16 protein-coding genes are annotated in these 17,882 nt (G+C 54.1%); 3 read left to right on the top strand and 13 right to left on the bottom strand.

The window, feature by feature from the left end; genetic code table 11:
- Positions 1-71: 71 nt before the first annotated feature.
- The 6 genes from ABLQ08_RS16270 to ABLQ08_RS16245 all read right to left on the bottom strand — a co-directional run bounded on the left by ABLQ08_RS16270 (position 72) and on the right by ABLQ08_RS16245 (position 7,147).
- Positions 72-668: a hypothetical protein gene (locus ABLQ08_RS16270; protein WP_352944125.1), complete on the bottom strand. Its 597-nt coding sequence runs from the start codon at positions 666-668 to the stop codon at positions 72-74.
- Positions 669-1,703: 1,035 nt separating this feature from the next.
- Positions 1,704-3,161: a M81 family metallopeptidase gene (locus ABLQ08_RS16265; protein ID WP_352944123.1), complete on the bottom strand. Its 1,458-nt coding sequence runs from the start codon at positions 3,159-3,161 to the stop codon at positions 1,704-1,706.
- Positions 3,162-3,182: 21 nt separating this feature from the next.
- Positions 3,183-5,093: a beta-N-acetylhexosaminidase gene (locus ABLQ08_RS16260; RefSeq protein WP_352944121.1), complete on the bottom strand. Its 1,911-nt coding sequence runs from the start codon at positions 5,091-5,093 to the stop codon at positions 3,183-3,185.
- Between the two features lie 3 nt (positions 5,094-5,096).
- A complete protein-coding gene (locus ABLQ08_RS16255; protein WP_352944119.1) occupies positions 5,097-5,897 on the bottom strand; it encodes an SDR family oxidoreductase in 801 nt (266 codons plus the stop codon).
- Positions 5,890-6,756, bottom strand: coding sequence for a MurR/RpiR family transcriptional regulator (locus ABLQ08_RS16250; protein WP_352944117.1), 867 nt, complete (start codon positions 6,754-6,756; stop codon positions 5,890-5,892). The genes ABLQ08_RS16255 and ABLQ08_RS16250 overlap by 8 nt, the downstream gene beginning before the upstream one ends.
- A gap of 4 nt (positions 6,757-6,760) precedes the next feature.
- Positions 6,761-7,147, bottom strand: a complete 387-nt coding sequence (locus ABLQ08_RS16245; RefSeq protein WP_352944115.1) for a RidA family protein — start codon at positions 7,145-7,147, stop codon at positions 6,761-6,763.
- A gap of 87 nt (positions 7,148-7,234) precedes the next feature.
- On the opposite strand from ABLQ08_RS16245, the gene ABLQ08_RS16240 reads away from it, so the two are divergent.
- The 3 genes from ABLQ08_RS16240 to ABLQ08_RS16230 are packed head-to-tail and all read left to right on the top strand — an operon-like array spanning position 7,235 to position 10,347.
- Positions 7,235-7,756: a hypothetical protein gene (locus ABLQ08_RS16240; RefSeq protein WP_352944114.1), complete on the top strand. Its 522-nt coding sequence runs from the start codon at positions 7,235-7,237 to the stop codon at positions 7,754-7,756.
- 11 nt (positions 7,757-7,767) lie between these two features.
- Positions 7,768-9,276 carry a M81 family metallopeptidase gene (locus ABLQ08_RS16235; protein ID WP_352944431.1) on the top strand — a complete coding sequence of 503 codons (1,509 nt, stop codon included), beginning with the start codon at positions 7,768-7,770 and terminating at the stop codon, positions 9,274-9,276.
- Between the two features lie 3 nt (positions 9,277-9,279).
- Entirely contained in the window at positions 9,280-10,347 is a 1,068-nt protein-coding gene (locus ABLQ08_RS16230) for a D-TA family PLP-dependent enzyme (protein WP_352944112.1), read from the top strand.
- Between the two features lie 88 nt (positions 10,348-10,435).
- Here the strand turns inward: ABLQ08_RS16230 and ABLQ08_RS16225 are convergent, their stop codons facing one another.
- The 7 genes from ABLQ08_RS16225 to ABLQ08_RS16195 form a co-directional block, all read right to left on the bottom strand.
- Positions 10,436-11,563 carry an ABC transporter ATP-binding protein gene (locus ABLQ08_RS16225; RefSeq protein WP_352944110.1) on the bottom strand — a complete coding sequence of 376 codons (1,128 nt, stop codon included), beginning with the start codon at positions 11,561-11,563 and terminating at the stop codon, positions 10,436-10,438.
- A gap of 73 nt (positions 11,564-11,636) precedes the next feature.
- On the bottom strand, positions 11,637-12,848 hold the full coding sequence (locus tag ABLQ08_RS16220) for an ABC transporter substrate-binding protein (protein WP_352944108.1): 1,212 nt from the start codon (positions 12,846-12,848) through the stop codon (positions 11,637-11,639).
- 34 nt (positions 12,849-12,882) lie between these two features.
- Complete coding sequence (locus ABLQ08_RS16215; protein ID WP_352944106.1) at positions 12,883-13,725, bottom strand: carbohydrate ABC transporter permease; 843 nt, start codon at positions 13,723-13,725, stop codon at positions 12,883-12,885.
- Positions 13,715-14,611: a carbohydrate ABC transporter permease gene (locus ABLQ08_RS16210; protein ID WP_352944104.1), complete on the bottom strand. Its 897-nt coding sequence runs from the start codon at positions 14,609-14,611 to the stop codon at positions 13,715-13,717. Before ABLQ08_RS16210 ends, ABLQ08_RS16215 begins: the two co-directional genes overlap by 11 nt.
- A 9-nt stretch (positions 14,612-14,620) precedes the next feature.
- On the bottom strand, positions 14,621-15,787 hold the full coding sequence (locus ABLQ08_RS16205; RefSeq protein ID WP_352944102.1) for a Gfo/Idh/MocA family protein: 1,167 nt from the start codon (positions 15,785-15,787) through the stop codon (positions 14,621-14,623).
- Positions 15,784-16,530: a copper homeostasis protein CutC gene (locus tag ABLQ08_RS16200; RefSeq protein ID WP_352944100.1), complete on the bottom strand. Its 747-nt coding sequence runs from the start codon at positions 16,528-16,530 to the stop codon at positions 15,784-15,786. The genes ABLQ08_RS16205 and ABLQ08_RS16200 overlap by 4 nt, the downstream gene beginning before the upstream one ends.
- Positions 16,527-17,438 carry an ROK family protein gene (locus tag ABLQ08_RS16195; RefSeq protein WP_352944098.1) on the bottom strand — a complete coding sequence of 304 codons (912 nt, stop codon included), beginning with the start codon at positions 17,436-17,438 and terminating at the stop codon, positions 16,527-16,529. The genes ABLQ08_RS16200 and ABLQ08_RS16195 overlap by 4 nt, the downstream gene beginning before the upstream one ends.
- Positions 17,439-17,882: the final 444 nt, after the last annotated feature.

Genomic DNA, 17,882 nt, shown 5'->3' with positions numbered 1-17,882 from the left:
TCGACTTTGAACCGAGTCACACAAAAGGCGGCCCGCATGCAGCGGGCCACGTTCTGCAACATCTTTGGTTCTTATGCCTGGATGGTATCCACCAGCCAATTCCAAGCGACTTCCACACGCGTCCTTGCAGCGTCGAAAAAGGCAACAATCTTATCCCAAACCAATTGCCCGAAATCAGCGACTTGGAGCATGGTTCCACGCTTGACCGGTTCCTCTCCGGTCTCAATGAGTTCGACAGTTGTCGCTTCGGAACCCTCATTGACCACCCGACGCGTGACCATCAGGGCACCTTCACTCACAAGTCTGGATTCATCCTTGCCGGCGACGACGGTGTCCGTGTCCATGGAACGCACAACAACAGCGCGTCCATCTGGAAGCAAATGCGTTTCGTTGGTGCTTACTTCGGAATCATAAATGACTTCACCGTATGAATCGATCAACTCGACCCAAACGGTCTTGCGTCCTTCAATCTCGATTTCACCGACCCAAATTGTCAGTTCGCTCTCAAGCGGATCCTTCTGGTCGAGGGATGCTGACGCGACGGTTACTGCAAGCCTGTCCTCAGGCAAGGTAATTGTTTCCTGTGGCAATGGGGATGCTGCAGCGCTGCCCGCCAAGGCGAGGATGAGGCCAAGCGCAAAAGTTCCTACTCTGGTATTCCGTTGCATGTACGCCTCCCAAGGCTAATACAACTAACTTTACCGCGTTGGGGCTTTTTCGCTTTTGGTCCTTTTGGACTCTGGTTCACCGTTCTCGTTTGTCTTTTTCAGCGCCCCTTAGCGCAGTCACGATTTTGCCATTATTGCACCATGATCTCCCGATCGGGTGTAATAAAAATCACAAAATGAAGTGATTTTGGTTACTTTTCGATAATAAGTGTGGTCGATGGTCGAAGAATCAAGGTTAATCACCCCGACGTGAACGTTTTTTCATTGTTAAAAGTGCTTAAAGTTGATGTTAATCATTGGATCGATAGTCAAATTGACTATGTGATGAATTGAGTTCGGGTGACATTTCGTTTGGTTTCAATTTGTGGTGTTTGTTTGTGGTTTTTGAGTGCTTTGTAGCTTACCGAAAGGAAGGGTAGGATTATTTGAGTTTCCTTTTCGCGCACTCAGTTCAAGAAAACTGGCAATTCAACAGACAAAAAATAGCGCTCCGCCGATAGAACAAGGACGGAGCGCGGACTTGAAAACCAAGTAGTCGATGGGGCAGGTGACTGGAATTCTTGAGAAATTTCCTCATCATCTGGTCAGGGAACTTGCGCCGGGCTTTAGAACAACGCAGCGTATCTGACACAATTTCTGTGGGCAGAAAAACAAGACTGGCAGTTGTTTTCAGAAATTCGCGTCAAATTCTTTTGCAAGTTGCCTACAAGCCAACTGAAAACGACGCGAAAGCGTTACTCAACCCTGACAAAAATGACAATTCTGTTTGAAATGTGGCAATTTGGCGATTGGTACGCGTCAGTAACGTGCAGAAAAGAAAAGGCAATTTCTGCACGTTCATCGAGACCTGCCTAATTTTGATTACTTAAATAAATAAGGCCAAATATTGAGCTGCCACCGCATTCATCGATGTGTTGGAGAAGTGGCTTGTACTCACCGGAGAGTTTTGTTCAAAACGCACGGTTAGCGGGAGAAAGCATTCGACCCGAAATTACGTTTGTTAGGCGGAGAAGTGTTGTGCGTTCCCTCCTGCAGCTACTCGGCTGGTTTGGAGGGAAACATGTAAGCCCGTCGGGAAACCCGCGCCACGGGCGTCCAGTCGAAATCATCATGAAACGGAAAGCAGGGAACGGCACGATAAACGTTTTTCAGCGAGGGAATATTCTGATTAACCGCCCCGTCGGTAAGCGCCATTCTGGCAGGATTTGCCAGTGGGGCGAGTTCTGGAGACAGATAGCCTGATTTGACCACGAGATACCGGGCTTCAGCGGGCTCAATTCCAAATCGTCTAAAATCATTCAGATTGTGAAACGGACGGCGGCGTTCTGTCAGTATCACCAGGTTCCCGGATATATGAACAAGAACCTCTCGGTTCCTATCACTCGCACTGCCTGCTTTGCTGCCGACAACCGCCCCGGCGACTACAGGCGGGCAGGTGCTGCCGAACCCACCCCCAATCGAAAGGTCGACTGTTTCTCCTACCGGGGTGTCCCAGGCCTTTTGCGCAGATTTCGGATCTGCGATGCCGGCGAAGATCCCTCCTTCCAAACCACGTTCGAGCCAGGCATGGAGAACGTCGCTTCGATCGCCGACACCGCCGCCGGTTGGATTGTCGCCGCTATCAGCCAGAATTACGGGAAATGAGGCTGTGTTCGACACGTCTTCCAGACATGCCGCCAGAGATTTTGTCTCTACTCCGAAATCAAATGCGGTTCGTGCTGCCCAATAAGTACCTGCGATCTCTTTTGCTGTTGAAACTGCGTCATCGATGTCCGTTCCGGTTACCACAGCGGCGGCGGTGGCTCTTTCAGTATCTGCCCATACGTAACCGACCATCAGGTTCGCATCGGAGATGCCTGACCTTTGATTGTAGTTTGGAAGGGAAAGATAGAGAGACCTTGCTGGTTCATCTTCCGTGCTGGTCTTTTCTCCAGGTAATAGAACCGGAATTGGAGCCCAGGCAACAAATCGCCTGGGGCCACCGCAAAGTTGATCGATCAGGATTTCTGCGGCCCGTTGATGGGTTTCCAGGACGTCTATGTGTGGCGCGGTCCGGTAGGCGCAAAAGACATCGATTTGATCGACGATCTTTTGGGTGACGTTACCGTGCAAATCATAGCTGACAGCAATTGGCACCTCAGACCCAACGACCTCTCGAACAGCAGCGATCCAATCGCCTTCGGCGTCATTCAGCCCTTCAACGTGCATCGCTCCGTGCATGATAAGCAGTACGCCGTCGACAGGTAGGTTATCTTGAAGTGCTGTCAGAAACTGAGATTTGAACTCCTGATAGCAGGAGGTGGAAACAGGTCCACCTGGCACAGATCGGGCGTGAAACAGGGGCTGGAACACGGCGTTCGTGAACCGGGTGTCGGTGAGACCGGTCTGTTTCAACAGATCTGAACCGCGGGTGACGGTGAAATCATCAGTGGTTTGCAGCAACGGTGAATAAGTGCTGCATTCAGTGTGGATGCCGCCAACCGCGATTTTCATGCGTCAATCTCCCAAAGTTTCTCAAAGCGTTGGAAAAAGTGGGGCTCGATAGGAAAAACGTTGCCAGTCCTTGTTTCCTGGTGGTGTCCAGCCGGTTTCGGCGACGGCATAAAGCCTCGGGAAGACCATATGGTTGAAAATCTCGTTGTTGGTCATGTGCTCGCACCAGATGCAAGCCTGAACGCCGCGCAGAAGTTTCAGGCTGTTTTCCGCAAGACCTTCTGAGGGTTCGTATTGATAGCTTGCCTCCGGTGTCGCAATGCCGGCCCAGCTTGCTCCCGGCTCCAGCCAGCAAGAACCTTGAACCATGTCCATGTAGAACTTCTGACCTGGCGTGCAGATGACTTCATAACCCTCGTCAATGAGTTCTCTGGTCACCTCCTGTTTTTGCCACGCCATAAGCAATACGCCGTCCGGATCGATGCCGCCGCCGTGCGAGACTTCGTCCCAGCCGGCAAGCTTCTTCCCGAGTGTCTTCAGCATTCCCCGGATGCGGGACATGAAGTAGGCCTGCACCTCCATTGTGTCTTTGAGGTTTTCAGTTTCCATCAGACGCTGGGTTTTGGGTGAGGCCAACCAGGATCTGGTGTCCACTTCATCTCCCCCGATATGAATGTAATCGAACGGAAACAGCTCCGCGACTTCGGTGAAGACCTTCTTCAGGAAGTCATATGTTCCCTCCAGCGCGGGATTGAGTGCGTTGTTCGGATAACCCTGGATCGAATGATAGCTTTCCGGCGGTTCGGCCTGGTCTGCCATGTGCGGGTAAGTTTTCAGGACCGCTGTGCAATGGCCCGGAATGTCGATTTCAGGCAGGATGTCTATGTTCAGACTGGCTGCGTGCGCTACGATTTCTCGTACCTCTTCCTGGGTATAAAACCCTTCATGCACTTCCGAGGCAAAGCCGAGCTGAGGAACCTGCCGACATCCCGGTCCCCGTCTTGCTCCGTTTTGGATCAATTCCGGGAAGGCCTTGATTTCCAGTCGCCAACCCTCATCGTCAGTCAGGTGCCATTGAAAGATATTCATCCGGGCCCAGGCAAGGATATCGAGCAAGCGCAGAATATCGCTGACGCCCCTGAAATGTCGGGACACATCCAGATGTGTTCCACGCCAGGAGAAACGGGGAGCATCGCTAATGACACCAGCTGAAGGAAATTTGTAGCTTTCCGGAGCGCTGTAGACGCCATATGCAATTTGCGCCAGTGCCGTCAGCCCATAGTCGCGCCCGGTCGCGCTGCCATAGCGAAGCGTTACACCATCCAGCGACCAACTAAGTTGATAGCCTTCCCTGGCCATGCCGCCGCTCTTTTCAAATCGCAACTGTTGCAGATCTGGTGATTGTGAGAACTGAAACGGGTAGGGGGCTTTGGGGAATAGGCGATTGGAAAGCGCATTGATCTTGGCTGCGGCGCTCTGGTCTTCCTGCTCGGCATTTGTCAGCACGAACGCGTGGGTGTCTTCACTGTATCCAGTGATCTGCACAGACTGCGGCCAAGGGCTCAAATAAAGTGGTTCCCGCAGCTCTCCTTCCGGAACGGTTTTTCGCTCGCCGGTGGTCAGGTCGTCAGGAGCTCGAAGGTCGGTACATTGAACGTCGAGAACTTTGCCCTCCGTCGAAACATAACCGGACTTTGGGCCATCAAGTCTATGCTTTGCGGAATTGACCAGTCCTTTGATCGCGAAATTCCAGGTCTCTCCAGGCCGCAGTTCCGCATTGTCCAGCGGTTTTATTTCGTGGAAATTCGCTATTCGGGTGAAGCTTTCCGCGTTCTCCAAAACCGCATCGGAGCTGGCACGCGTTACGGATGTGAAGGCAATGATGAAGTTCTTGAGGGGTTTTGTGCCGAGATTGGTAAGTGCGAGTTCGAGACGAGAATCTTCAGGTTTTTCAGACGGTAAGTAGTAGCTGTCGAGAACAAAACTGGTCATGATTCATGTTCCGTCAAAGTCGGATGATTGAGTGAAGGTTCGGGGAAGCGCCGTTGATCCGGCTGTAAGTCCACTGTCGACAGGAATGCAAATTCCGGTAATGCAGCGGGCTGCCTGACTGGTCAGAAATGCAACGGTTGCGGCAATATCCTCAGGTTCCGGCAAAAGCTTGTAGGGATACCAGGCCAGAGCTTCGTCAAAGACGCCAGGGTTATCGGCTTCACGGGCCTTCCAGGCTTGCGTTTTGACTGTTCCGGGAGCAACCGCATTGGCTCTGACACCATATTTGCCATATTCGACGGCAATCGCTTTTGTAGCATGTATCAACCCGGCCTTTGCGGCGCTGTAAGCCGGGTGACCGAATGTACCGAGACCATTGACCGACGCGATGTTGACCACATTTCCAGAGCGGCTCTCGATCAAGGCATCTTCCAGAGCCTTGAAGCAGTTCAGCGCCGCAGCCAGGTTCAGGGAAAGATCATGAGAGAGGTTTTCCGCGGTCATGGAGTGCAGTGAAAGCGCGCTGGCTGCACCTGCATTGTTAATCAGAACATTGACAGGCCCTGGACGCATTGCGGTTTCAGCCATGTGCGCAAGATCTTCCGGATTTGTCAGATCACACTGAATGGCCAATGCCTTTGCGCCACTTTGCTGAAGGCGTTTGACAGTTGCTGCCGCCGCGTCGCCGTCAATATCAACGGCAGCAATTTGGTGGGTAGCCGCAAGCCGCGATGCAATCGCGAACCCGATGTCGCCCGCCGCGCCCGTGACCACGGCAACCGGTTCTAGGATTTTTTCAGTCACCGAGTGCTTCCTTGTCGTCTTCATCGCGTGAATTGCTGAGCTGGTGTTTGACGCGCCTCAGACTTTCCCTGGATTCCTCGCCGCGCTTCATGGCGACGAATGTTGCAAGGAGATCTGTCACGTAAAGATAGGCGTACCGGCTGGTGCTCGGGCGGAGGATGTTTTCGCCTTCCGGGAGATCGATGGCGATGGTGATGTCAGCCATGGAAGAAACAGGTCGGTCGGGACGGGTGAGGGCGATAACCGTGGCGCCATAGGTCTTGCCTGCCTCGAGAGCGCGTACCAATTGCTGGTTCAGACCGGACACCGAAGAGGCAACGATGACATCACCGTGGCTGAGCGTGGCTGCCTGCATCAGCTGCATGGCGTGGTCTGTAACACTGATGGAACGCAGCCCGAGACGGAACAACCGGTTCTGCATTTCATCAGCGATCATTGACGACGTTCCACCAGCCCCGAATGCTGCCACGAGCCCTGCATTGCTGATGACATCCGCTGCGCGCGAGGCAGCATCAATGTCCAGGGTCTCCCGCGTCTTGGTCGCAGCTTCCTGCAACTGGATCAGTAAACTGTCGGCGACATCCCGTGGGGCTACGGAAGTCGCATTTGCCTGCAGGTAGCGGGTTCCGGCGAAGGCGACCTGTGCGACCTGAACCTTGAAGGAGGTAAAGCTATCGCAGCCCAGTCGTCGGCAAAACCGTGTCACAGTGGGAGGGGAAACTCCAGCTCGTTCGGCGACATCGGTAATGCCTGCATTGACGATGAAATCTGCTTCTCCGCGCAAAAGCGTCGCCAGAATTCGTTCCGACTTTGAAAGGTCAGGCTCAACGTCCTGCAAAACCGACAGGATGTCTCGCATTTGCTTAATCCGGCTTCTTGTAAGCGATGCAGTCGATTTCAACTTTGCAATCGACCATCATCGACGCCTGGACGCAGGCGCGGGCTGGCGGATGTTCACCGAAATAGCTCTTATAAACGCCGTTGAACGACCAGAAGTCGCGCGGGTCATCAAGCCACACACCAACGCGAACCACGTGCTCCAGTCCGTATCCCGCCTCTTCAAGAATCGCGATGACATTCTTGATGGTCAGATGTGTCTGCTCGACAATGCCCCCACTGATTATTTCGCCGTCCTTCATGGCGACCTGACCGGAAACATGCAGCCAGCCGTCAGCTTCCACCGCACGGGCAAAAGGCAGGTTCTGTCCGCCAGCTCCAGACTTATCTGCACCATAACGCTTAATGGTCATTCTGATCTCCAATTTGAAAATGATTTACATAGTGGTTTGACATTGGTTTTATTTCACTCCTATATTTTTGAAAAAGCAACCATCAAAATGAAAATGGTTTCCGCAATGCGAAATGAAGTCGATAGTCAACTCAATCCCTTTACAGGCAAGGATGCTGATCGTGCCGAGATCTGGGACATGCTGGTTCAGCGTGATATCGACGCGTTTGTGACAAGAGACTGGTCGATGGTGGCTAACGACTTCGACGAAAGTGCTTTTTTCGGGATCGACGCCTGCAAGATCCCTAATCCTGATGACTGGCAGCTCGGTTTTCCTGATCTGGAAACGTACAGGAAAGAATGGCTTCGCCAGGCAGGAGAATTTGCTGAAACCGAATTTGCCGAGGACGCCAGGTCAGCCATCTTCAATGCGACGCGTTTGACCGAGATCGAGATCAATGGCGATCGCGCAATCGCTCGGAAGAAATTCGACGGCGAGATCAGAAAATCCGATGGAGGTGTAGATCGCCTTCTTTGGCAAACACTCTATTATTGTGTTCGCAAGGAAGGCCGTTGGCTGATTTGCAGTTTCACAGGATATTTGCCCAATCCTCTTGGCGTCGGGAACTGATCATGGCCCGAGTGCGCGCATTTACGGCGGTCCTTGCAACGGAAACCAACACGTTCTCTCCAATCCGGATTGATCTGAACGCGTTCAAGGCATCTCTCCTGGCGCGTCCGGGCGAGCATCCCGACACGCCGACCTTGTGCTCAGCTGTGATAACCGAGGGCAGGCGGTTTGCGCACCAGAACGATTGGGAGCTGGTGGAAGGAACTGCTGCCTGGGCAGACCCTGCAGGTCTCGTTGCAAGGTCCACCTATGAAAGTTTGCGCGATGAGATCCTTTCTCAGCTAGAGGCTGGCAAGCCCTTTGACGTGATCATGCTCGGATTGCATGGCGCGATGGTGGCAGACGGGTATGACGACCCGGAAGGCGACCTTCTGGCACGAGTTCGCCGGATCGTTGGTCCGGAAACGCCAATCATCGCAACAATAGACCCCCACAGCCATCTGACACGCAAGAGACTGGAAGCAGCGAATGTCCTGATCGCCTTCAAGGAATTTCCACACTCTGATTTTGTCGAGCGTGCCACCGACGCCTGGAGGATTGCCGGTCAAACCGTCTCCGGTGAGGTGAAGCCGGTCATGAGTGTCTACGATCCCAAAATGATAGAGGTCTTTCCTACCTCCACCGAACCGATGCGCAGCTTTGTGGATGATATGATCAAACGGGAGAAGAACACGCCCGGTGTCTTGTCGCTTTCGATCATTCACGGGTTCATGGCAGGCGATGTTCCTGAAATGGGAACCAAGGTTCTTGCCGTCACCGACAATGATGAAAATCTCGGCTCGACCGTTTCACAGGATCTCGGTGAAGCGCTCTATACGTTGCGCGGCCGGGTCAGAAGCACTGAACTAAGTCCATCGGAAGCTTATGACCGAGCGCTTGCGTTCCAGGAAACGCCAGTAACCATTGCGGATATGTGGGACAATCCCGGTGGTGGCACTGCTGGTGATGCAACCGTTATGCTGCAGGAGGCTATCGAACGTGGATTGTCCGACATCGCGTTCGGCACCATCTGGGACCCGATTGCGGTTCAGCTTTGTCACGCTGCAGGTGAGAGGGCACGGATGCAACTGCGCTTCGGGGCAAAGTCGGCGCCTGAGACAGGGATGCCGATCGACGCTGAAATTGAAGTGATCCGCAACATCAGAAATGCCGAACAGTGGTTCGGTGAAAGTCGAGTGCCTATTGGAGATGCGAGCCTGATCAAGGTGGGGGATATCGAGGTGATCCTCAATTCGACGAGGGCGCAGTGTTTCGACACGAGCCTGTTTTCCAATTTCGGGATCGAGCCGAAGGACCGTAGAATACTGGTGGTCAAGTCCACAAACCACTTTCACCAGTCCTTCTCCCGGGTAAGCCCGTTGATCCTTTATTGTGCTGCAGGTCGACCATATCCGAATGATCCGAAGACAACGCCCTACCGGAAAGCGCCACGAGATATCTGGCCGATCTGCGAAGAGGCACCAGACTTGGCGCAGATACCGGACGCTGAAGTGAAAATTGCTGTTAGGCAGGGAGGCTGAGCAATGACCATTGGACTTTCCATTCATGACCTGCTCACGCCGGTGGCCGTAATCGATGAAAAGATTATGGAAACAAACATTTCGGTCGCGCAGGAATACTTCGACCGGATCGGCAGGAATTTTCGACCGCATATCAAAACGCACAAGATACCTGCCTTGGCCGCTCAACAGATCGCCTCAGGAGCCAAAGGCATAAACTGCCAGAAGGTGAGTGAAGCAGAAGTGTTCGCTGATGCTGGATTTACCGACATCCTTATCACGTTCAACATGCTCGGAAATGCGCGATTGGAGCGGCTCAAGGCGCTTCAAGCCCGTGTAAATCTGCAAGTTGTTGCCGACAATGAGGTTGTCGTTGAGGCTCTCGCACAGGCTTTCGGCGATGATCTTCCCTTGAAAGTACTTGTGGAATGCGACACCGGTGCTGGGAGAAACGGGGTGCAATCGCCTGCGGCAGCACTGGACCTTGCGAAGAAGATTGCCGGATCTCCGGGGTTGGAGTTTCATGGCCTTTTGACCTATCCGAAACCGTCTTCCGAGGCTGCGGTCGAAACATTCTTCTCCGAGGCCATCGGCCTGTTGAAGCAGGCCGGACTTGAATGCGCCGTGGTTTCCCACGCAGGTTCGCCGAGCCTTTACGATTCTGACCTGGTACCAAGCGCGACGGAACACCGTGCCGGCACTTATATCTTCAATGACAGGTCCATGGTGCGGGCTGGAATGTGCGACTTTGACGATTGCGCGATGCATATCATCGCGACGGTCGTATCGCGTCCGACGGAAACACGTGCCGTTCTCGATGCGGGATCGAAAGCACTTACTTCGGATCTTTTGGGTTTCAGCGATCACGGACTGATCGTTGAATATCCGGATGCATCGATTGCCGCCCTGAGCGAAGAACATGCCGTTGTCGATCTGAGCAAATCCGGAGCAAAGCCGGAAATCGGCGAGCGGATCAGAGTTATCCCGAACCACACCTGCGTGGTGTCGAACTTGTTCGACAGACTGGTGTTTCACAGGGACGGCGTGGTGACACGAATTGAAAACGTCGCCGCCCGTGGGCAAGTCGTCTAGTCCTCCAGAGGGCTTGCCCGCCTATTTGCAGTCCAACTGAAACGGCCGCTCTCAAAGCGGCCGTATTTTTTTGAAGATGTGTCTGATCTCAAAGATGCATTTCAGCCGGATCGAGCGCAGAGACTGACAGCAGCCGGTCGTATGCCATTCCCTGTTCATCGAACAGATGGCATTCCGTACCGTTGAGCCCCATGGATATCGGGGTGCCAACCTTCGCGGGCGCAGATCCTGGCAGCAAGGCGCAGAAAATGTTGCTTGCTCCGTCAACCGAGCTGTAGGTCACTGTATGGATGCCAAGGTGTTCCACAACGTTTGGGATGATTTCTATGGCCGCATCGGACGGTTTCAGTGTCAGGTCCTCCGGCCGGATCCCCAGGGTGAGAGTGCGGCCGGCGACGTCACTCGTTGCAGCAACTTTTACCTTCAGGTCTTGTCCGGAAGGCAGCGTGACCACGACACCTCCTTCATCAGAGTGCTTGCCGAGGACGCGCAGGAAATTCATCTTCGGATTACCTATGAAGCCTGCGACAAAGAGGTTCTGAGGCTTGTGATAGAGCTCCAGCGGTGTCCCTACCTGAGAAATGACGCCATGATCCAGCACAACGATCCGATCGGCCATAGTCATGGCCTCGACCTGATCGTGCGTGACATAAATCATCGTCGCATCCAGATCGTTATGCAGCTTTGCCAGTTCGACGCGCATTTCCGCGCGCAGTGCCGCATCAAGATTGGAAAGTGGTTCGTCGAACAAGAAGACCGATGGTTCGCGGACGATCGCACGACCGATGGCAACGCGCTGCCGCTGTCCTCCGGATAGCTCCCCTGGCTTATGTTGCAAACGTTCGGTTAGCTGAAGGATGCCAGCTGCGTTTTGAACCTTTTCCTCCACCTTGTCATTGGAGAGGCGTTCCACGCGAAGTGGAAAGGCGATGTTCTCATACACCGACATATGCGGATAGAGCGCATAGGACTGAAACACCATGGCGATGCCGCGTTTGACCGGTGGTAGGTCGTTCACGACCTTTGTGTCGATCGTTATGTCACCGCCTGTAATTTCCTCCAGCCCGGCAATCATGCGCAACAATGTTGATTTGCCACATCCCGATGGGCCGACAAAGACAATGAACTCGCCATGTTCGACTTCAAGGTCAACGCCTTTGATGACTTCCATCAGGCCATAGCTTTTGCGTACGTCGCGCAGCAGCAACTCACCCATGGTCATTCCTTCTGATAAGAGTTGGCCGGGCCCCCGGCGTGGGATGCCGAGGGTCCGGTCAGTGCCCAAGGTCTTACTTGAATTCCTCAAGTTGCTCGGCGGCGATTTCAACGGCTTCAGCCGCTTCTACTTCACCCAGAACGACACCTTGAACAGCCTCGTTGATCGTGTCCTGAAGACCGACATAATCGGTTACGAACGGTTCCGGACCACCGGTCGGGATCGCATCGAGGAAGGCTTTCCAGGTCGGATCTTCCTTCACGATTTCCTGCACCTGCGGCATGTCGCGCAGCGGCGTGTAACCTTCGGCAATCTCAAACGCCATCTGGTTTTCCGGGTTGGTCAGGAGTTTTGCCAGAGAAAGAGCCTGCTCTTCCACTCCGGAGCCTTTGAATACGGCGAGGGAGTCGGTGATCAGCAGGGTTCCGGCACCACCGTTCGGACCATGCGGGAGAGGGGCTACGCCCCAGTTGACGTCCTTGACGCGAACACGCTCCCAGGGACCGGAAATAAACATGCCGATCTTGCCTTCGGAGAACAAAGGACGAAGTTTCGCTCGGTCGTAGGCAACCGGGCCTGGCTGCGAGACTTCGGCCATTTTTCCGTAGAAGGCGAGAGCTTCGACGTTGTTTGGCGAGTTGAAGACGATCTCACCGTCTGCATTGATGACTTCACCACCGTTCGTGTACACGTAGTTCATGAACTGGTGCATCGTGTTGTCGAAGGACGCGGCCGCAAGTCCGAAACCATCGGCATCGGTTTTGTCCTTGACTGCCTTGGCTGCGTTGTACATCTCGTCCCAGGTCTTGGGCGGTGCTTCAGGATCGAGACCGGCTTCCTTGAATAGGTCTTTGTTCCAGTAAAGCGCCTTGGTCGAGAATGCGCGCGGCAGGCCCCATTGCTGGCCATTCGCCGTGATCGTGCCGAGGATCGGCGCGGCGTAAGTGGCTTTTTCTTCCTCGGTCATGTCGACTGGGATGATGAGATCGTTGGCTGCAAGCTGTTTTAGCGTCCGGGAACCCATGTAGGCGACGGCGGGCGGGTTGCCTGCGCTGGCGAGGGTCGTGGATTTCTCCTGGCATTGTCCCCAGGGCACAAATTCGACTTCAACCTTGTAACCGGGATTTGAGGCTTCCCAGTCCTTGATCAGTTTTTCTTGGATCGGAATTCCGGCACCGGTGTTGTCGCCGCAATTGATCATGTGAATCGTCTTGTCTTCCGCCTGAACGGCAGTGACGAAGGTCATGGCGAATGCGCCACCCAAGAGCATTGATTTCAATGTCATCTGTTTCCCTTTCTGGTTGGATTTTTCATTATTGTTATTCTTTGACAGCGCCAGCGGTGAGCCCGGCGACGATGTAGCGTTGCAAGAACACATAGACGAACAGAACGGGGAGGATCCCCACAAGGCTGGCGGCCATGAGTTCGTTCCAGACGACCGATTGCCGTCCGAAGAATTGGAACAAGCCCACCGGAAGCGGATTGAGCTCGTTCACGGAGTTGAAGGTCAGTGCATAGATAAATTGTTGTGCGTAGGCCGTGATGAACGCGGTGATGGTGACGACGACGATCCCCGGCAGAGCCACGGGAATGATCACGCGAACGAGCGTGTAGATCTTTCCCGCACCATCAACCCAGGCAGCTTCTTCCAGCTCCTTCGGTATGCGGACCAGATAAGAACGCAGCAGCCAGATGCCGGTCGGAATGACAAATGCAGTGCCGGGCGCAATCATTGCAAAATATGTGTTCAACAATCCGTATTGCTGCATCAGCTTGAACAAGGGAATGATCAGAACGGCGCCGGAAAACATGTTCACCGCGATGAAAATCCCGAGCAGGGAGTTTCGGGCAGGAAATTCAAACCGGGCAAACGCATAGGCCGCCGGAATGATGCACAGCAAACCAAGTGCGGTCACAACCGTCGCAATGAAGAAGGAGTTGAGCATGTATCGCCAGAGCAGCGGCACGTTCTTCCACATGGAGAAGTAGGCATCGAAACTCATCTCGTCCGTAATGAACTTGTACGGGATGGAAAAGAGGCCGCTCAGTGGGCGAAGCGAAACGACAAAGGCTTCCACGAAGGGGGCAAGCACGAAGGTCAGGAAAACCGCAACCCCGCAATAGATCAGGACATATTCGTACCAGCGATACTTATGCAGCATTGTTCGGGCTCCTTTTGGCAAGGCGCGAGAGCAGCACGAAATAGATGAATGTGAAGGAGCCGAGGAACAACACGATCATGACGGTTCGCGCAGCGCCTTCGCCGTATTTGAACCGGCTGATGGCCGTCTTGTAGGTATCGATGATCATTGTTGTCGTGGCGCCGCGCGGGCCGCCTTCGGTCAGGATCCAGATGATGTCGAACGAATTGAAGGTCGCGATTGCCGATAGCAGGGCCATCGTCGCAATTGACGGGAAAATCAGCGGCAAAGTGATCCTGCGGAAGCGATAGAAGCGGGACGCGCCGTCAACCCAGGCTGCCTCATAGAGGTCCTTGGAAATGGACTGCATGGCTGCCAGGAGATAGAGCGTGACCATCGGAACACCGATCCAGACGTCGGTAACGATGGTCGCCATGAAGGCCGAGTTCTTGTAGGCCAGAAACTCGAACGGACCGCTCAAAATGCCCAGGCGTTGAGCCATCCCAGAGAGCATGCCGAACTGGCCATTGTACATCCAACCCCAAATGAACACACCGATCGCGATCGGAATGACCCAGGGCGGCATCACGAGGATCCGGAACAGAGCTCTTCCGGGAACCATTGCGTTCAAGAGAACGGCGCCAAGCGTGCCGATCAGCATTTTCAGGGCGACCGAAAGACCCATCCAATAAAAGGTGCGGGCGATCACTTCCGGAAAACGGCGGGACATGATTTTTTCGTAGTTCGCCAGCCCGACATACTCGAATTTCGGGCTCATGCTGGTGTTGGTAAAGGACAGCCGGAAGGTCTCAAACAGCGGATACGCAACGATTGAAACCATCACGACCGTCGCCGGCACCAGCAACAGATATGGGAAATAGTCTTTTTGTTTCGCCGTATGCGCCATGGTCCCCCCTTAAGCCACGCCGTAGCTGTCAAATTGCTGCCATGTGTCCGCGAGGTCGAGCACGGTTCGTGCGCGTCGGGCCTCATCGAGCTTGATCGCAGTCAGCCCAGCTTCGAGAGCGTCCATGACGCCTACCGGCAGTCTTCCACCGTGTGTGAAGTAATGATTGACGTCTCTGGCCATGGCATCGTCGGCGCCGTAGTGTCCGTCCCGCTCGCCGGGAAGCGCCTTGATGTCAACAAGGCAGTTTGAGGTCAGAGCGTCGTGGACCTTGAAGAAGTTGCGAATAAAATCGCCTTCCGCCATGCCTCTGGTACCCATGACGGCGAACCGGCGGAACTCGTCCGGCACATACATGTTTGTATGAAAACAAAGATTTGCACCGTCTTCGTATTCGATCAGCGCAGTTTGGTAGTCGATCAGGTCGCCATCTGAATCAAAGTCCGCATTTGCACCACCCCATCTGGGTGTGAAGGGATCGACACGGTCCGGATAGTGCGGTTTGGGAAAGCTGTGATCCTGATCCGGCCTGTTTTCCGGCACAAAGCTCTTTCGTCCGCCAAAACTGGAAACGTATCTCGGACGCGAGCCGACAACACCTTGGTAAAGGTCGAGATCGTGGCAACATTTTTCCAGCATGAAACCGCCGGAATTCTTCTCATAGCGGCGCCAGTCTCGCATGAAGAACGAACCGTGATACGGCGCGATATGTTCGGCCGCTTCAATAGAGACAACCTTGCCAATCTGACCGGCGGCAAGGCTCTTTTGCAGCTCGACATATAGTGGGGAGTAACGCAGTACCAGGCCGACAATCACGCGTTCAGCACCATTGTGCTGTTTCATCAATTCCAGCAGCTCAAATGTTTCCGCTTCGCTGGTGACGATCGGTTTTTCGCAGAAGATGTACCGGACATCTGACTGCAGCGCGGTTCGCAGATGCTCCATATGCATGAAGTTCGGAGATCCGATCATGAGCAGATCGAGTTTTTCCGCGTCCAGCATGCCTTGAAGGTCATCATAGGCAGTCAGCTTGTTGCCGCTCTTCGTTTCAACGTGCTTCAGGCCCGCGGGGGTCGGGTCGACATATGCGCTCGGATCGACTGCGGTCGATACGTTCTGTAAACAGCTGCTGACATTGGCAATGCGTGCACCCAGGCCGACATAACCTGTCTTCATTCTGCGGTCTCCAAATACTGATCTATTGCCATTTTAAGGGCCTGAACCCTGCTTGCGTCGGTGAGCCTTGCGCCTTGGGAGGGTGTGAAGCCCAGCTGAACTTCCGGTGTTGTTGCGGGAAGGGGTTCATATGAACTGGAACAGGAGGCGTGCAGTTCGTTGACTGCGGAAAACCGGAGGATCCGAGCGGCGTTTGTCTCGGTCACACCGGACCCGGCCATGATCGAAATTCTTCCGGCAGCGCGTGAGACGACTGCTTCAAGCACGTCGAGGCCTTGTTCCGCCCTTTGGGCCTGACCCGAAGTGAGAATGCGTTCGAAACCGAGAGAAATAGCTTCTTCGACCCCTTCCGAGGGATCCTGAAGGGTGTCAAAGGCCCGGTGTAGCGTTGCCGGAAGATTTGTGCCTTCAAGCGCTGTTGACAGGAAGTTGCCGTCAAGCTTTCGTTGTTCTGTGGTTGCTCCGATGACAAGGCCTGCAAGTCCGGCTTGTTCCGCCGTTTGAATGTCGCGCAACATCAATGCTTTTTCGGCGTCGGAATATTGAAAGTCACCGGAACGCGGCCGGATCATTGCAAAAACTGGGATCGGAAGCCTGGAGGCTGCGGTCATGAAGCCGGCTGACGGCGTGAGACCGCCTTCGGAAAGAGCAGCGCAGAGTTCTATCCGGTTCGCGCCGTTTTCAGCAGCAATCCATGCTCCTTCTATCGTATCGACACATACTTCCAGACGGACAGCGGTCATGCCTTCTCCCTCCGGAATTTGGTTCGGGCGACGATACCGGCACCGTGAAGCCCCCCGTTCTCAGCGAATTGTCCTTTCACGACCAGCGGGGAGGCGTAGTCTGCCAGGACCAGCGCTCGTGTTTTCCGATCGATCAGATCAAGCAGGATCGCATCATTTGACAAGCCACCGCTTACAGGAATGACGTCTGGTCCGAGCGTGTTCACGAGTACAGAAAGCGCTCTGGCCAAGAGCGTGGTAAAGGCCTCGATCGTTTCGGCGGCCTGTGTTTCGCCGTCGTGCCAGGTGGCGGTAATATCTCTGCTTGCGAGCTGGGCACCATGCAAGGAAGCGTGAATGCGTTCCATGCCCCGGGCGGAACATGTCGCATCGATGCACCCGACCTGACCGCAGCCGCAAGGATAATGCTCCAATCCGGTGATCTGCCCGCCAGCGGTCGGATCCATGACCGGGCCGTGCCCCCATTCACCCGCCATTCCACCCACGCCAGTGACGAGAGAACCGTTCACGACCAGTCCACCGCCAACACCGGAACCCAGAATGATGCCGAACACGACGGGTTTCCCGCGCCCCGTTCCATCGATAGCCTCAGCCAGCGCAAAGGCATTTGCGTCATTGGTGATAACGACCGGACGACCAAGAGCTGCTTCGAGGTCCATTTGAACGTGACGCTTGTGCAGGCAGGGGATGTTGGCCACATCCGCAATTCCGCTGCGCTCGTCATAGGCGCCCGCGAGAGAAATTGAGATGGGTTCCTGGCTTTTCTTGGAGCATTTGTCGATTGCCTGGACGAAGGCATGCCAGTCAGCACCGGGCGTTGCAACACGGCCGGTTTCGGAAACCGTGCCGTCTTGGCGGAGTTCACCATGGCGGATAAAAGATCCGCCAATGTCGAAACAGGAGATCATCGCCTGTTTAATGCCTCTGGTTCTAATTATTCAATTTTTCTTGTAATACCAAAATGCAACCAATGAGGCTGTTAGTAAACCAAAAAATTAATTGGCATGGCTTTTTTAACGAACTGGGCGCCTGTTGCTGGCGCCACAAACAGCTGGAAAGCTGGAGGAAAACGGTTCCCTCTCCAGAGGAGGAATTGAGGGAAGTTTTTTCAGTGAAGTGGGACGAAGAGTGAAATCGACTGGAATTCAATTTCGCGATCGATTGGTTGAATGCGATTGTGATCGGGACAAGACGAAAGCCATTTGATGCCATTTGATCGCTAGTCCAATCTTGTCGCTCCGTCAGCGCTGCAACTTGGTACAATCCCGCAATAGCGCCAAAAGCCCTCGTTCAGCGATTGGAATAGGGTTCAAGTATTTATGTGAGGTGTGAGCGGTGAGGAGGCCGGATTA

The organism is Roseibium sp. SCP14 (assembly GCF_040329475.1).
Lineage (GTDB): Bacteria > Pseudomonadota > Alphaproteobacteria > Rhizobiales > Stappiaceae > Roseibium.
The sequence above is the reverse complement of the archived record's forward strand: the minus strand, read 5'-3'. Positions and strand labels throughout refer to the sequence as shown.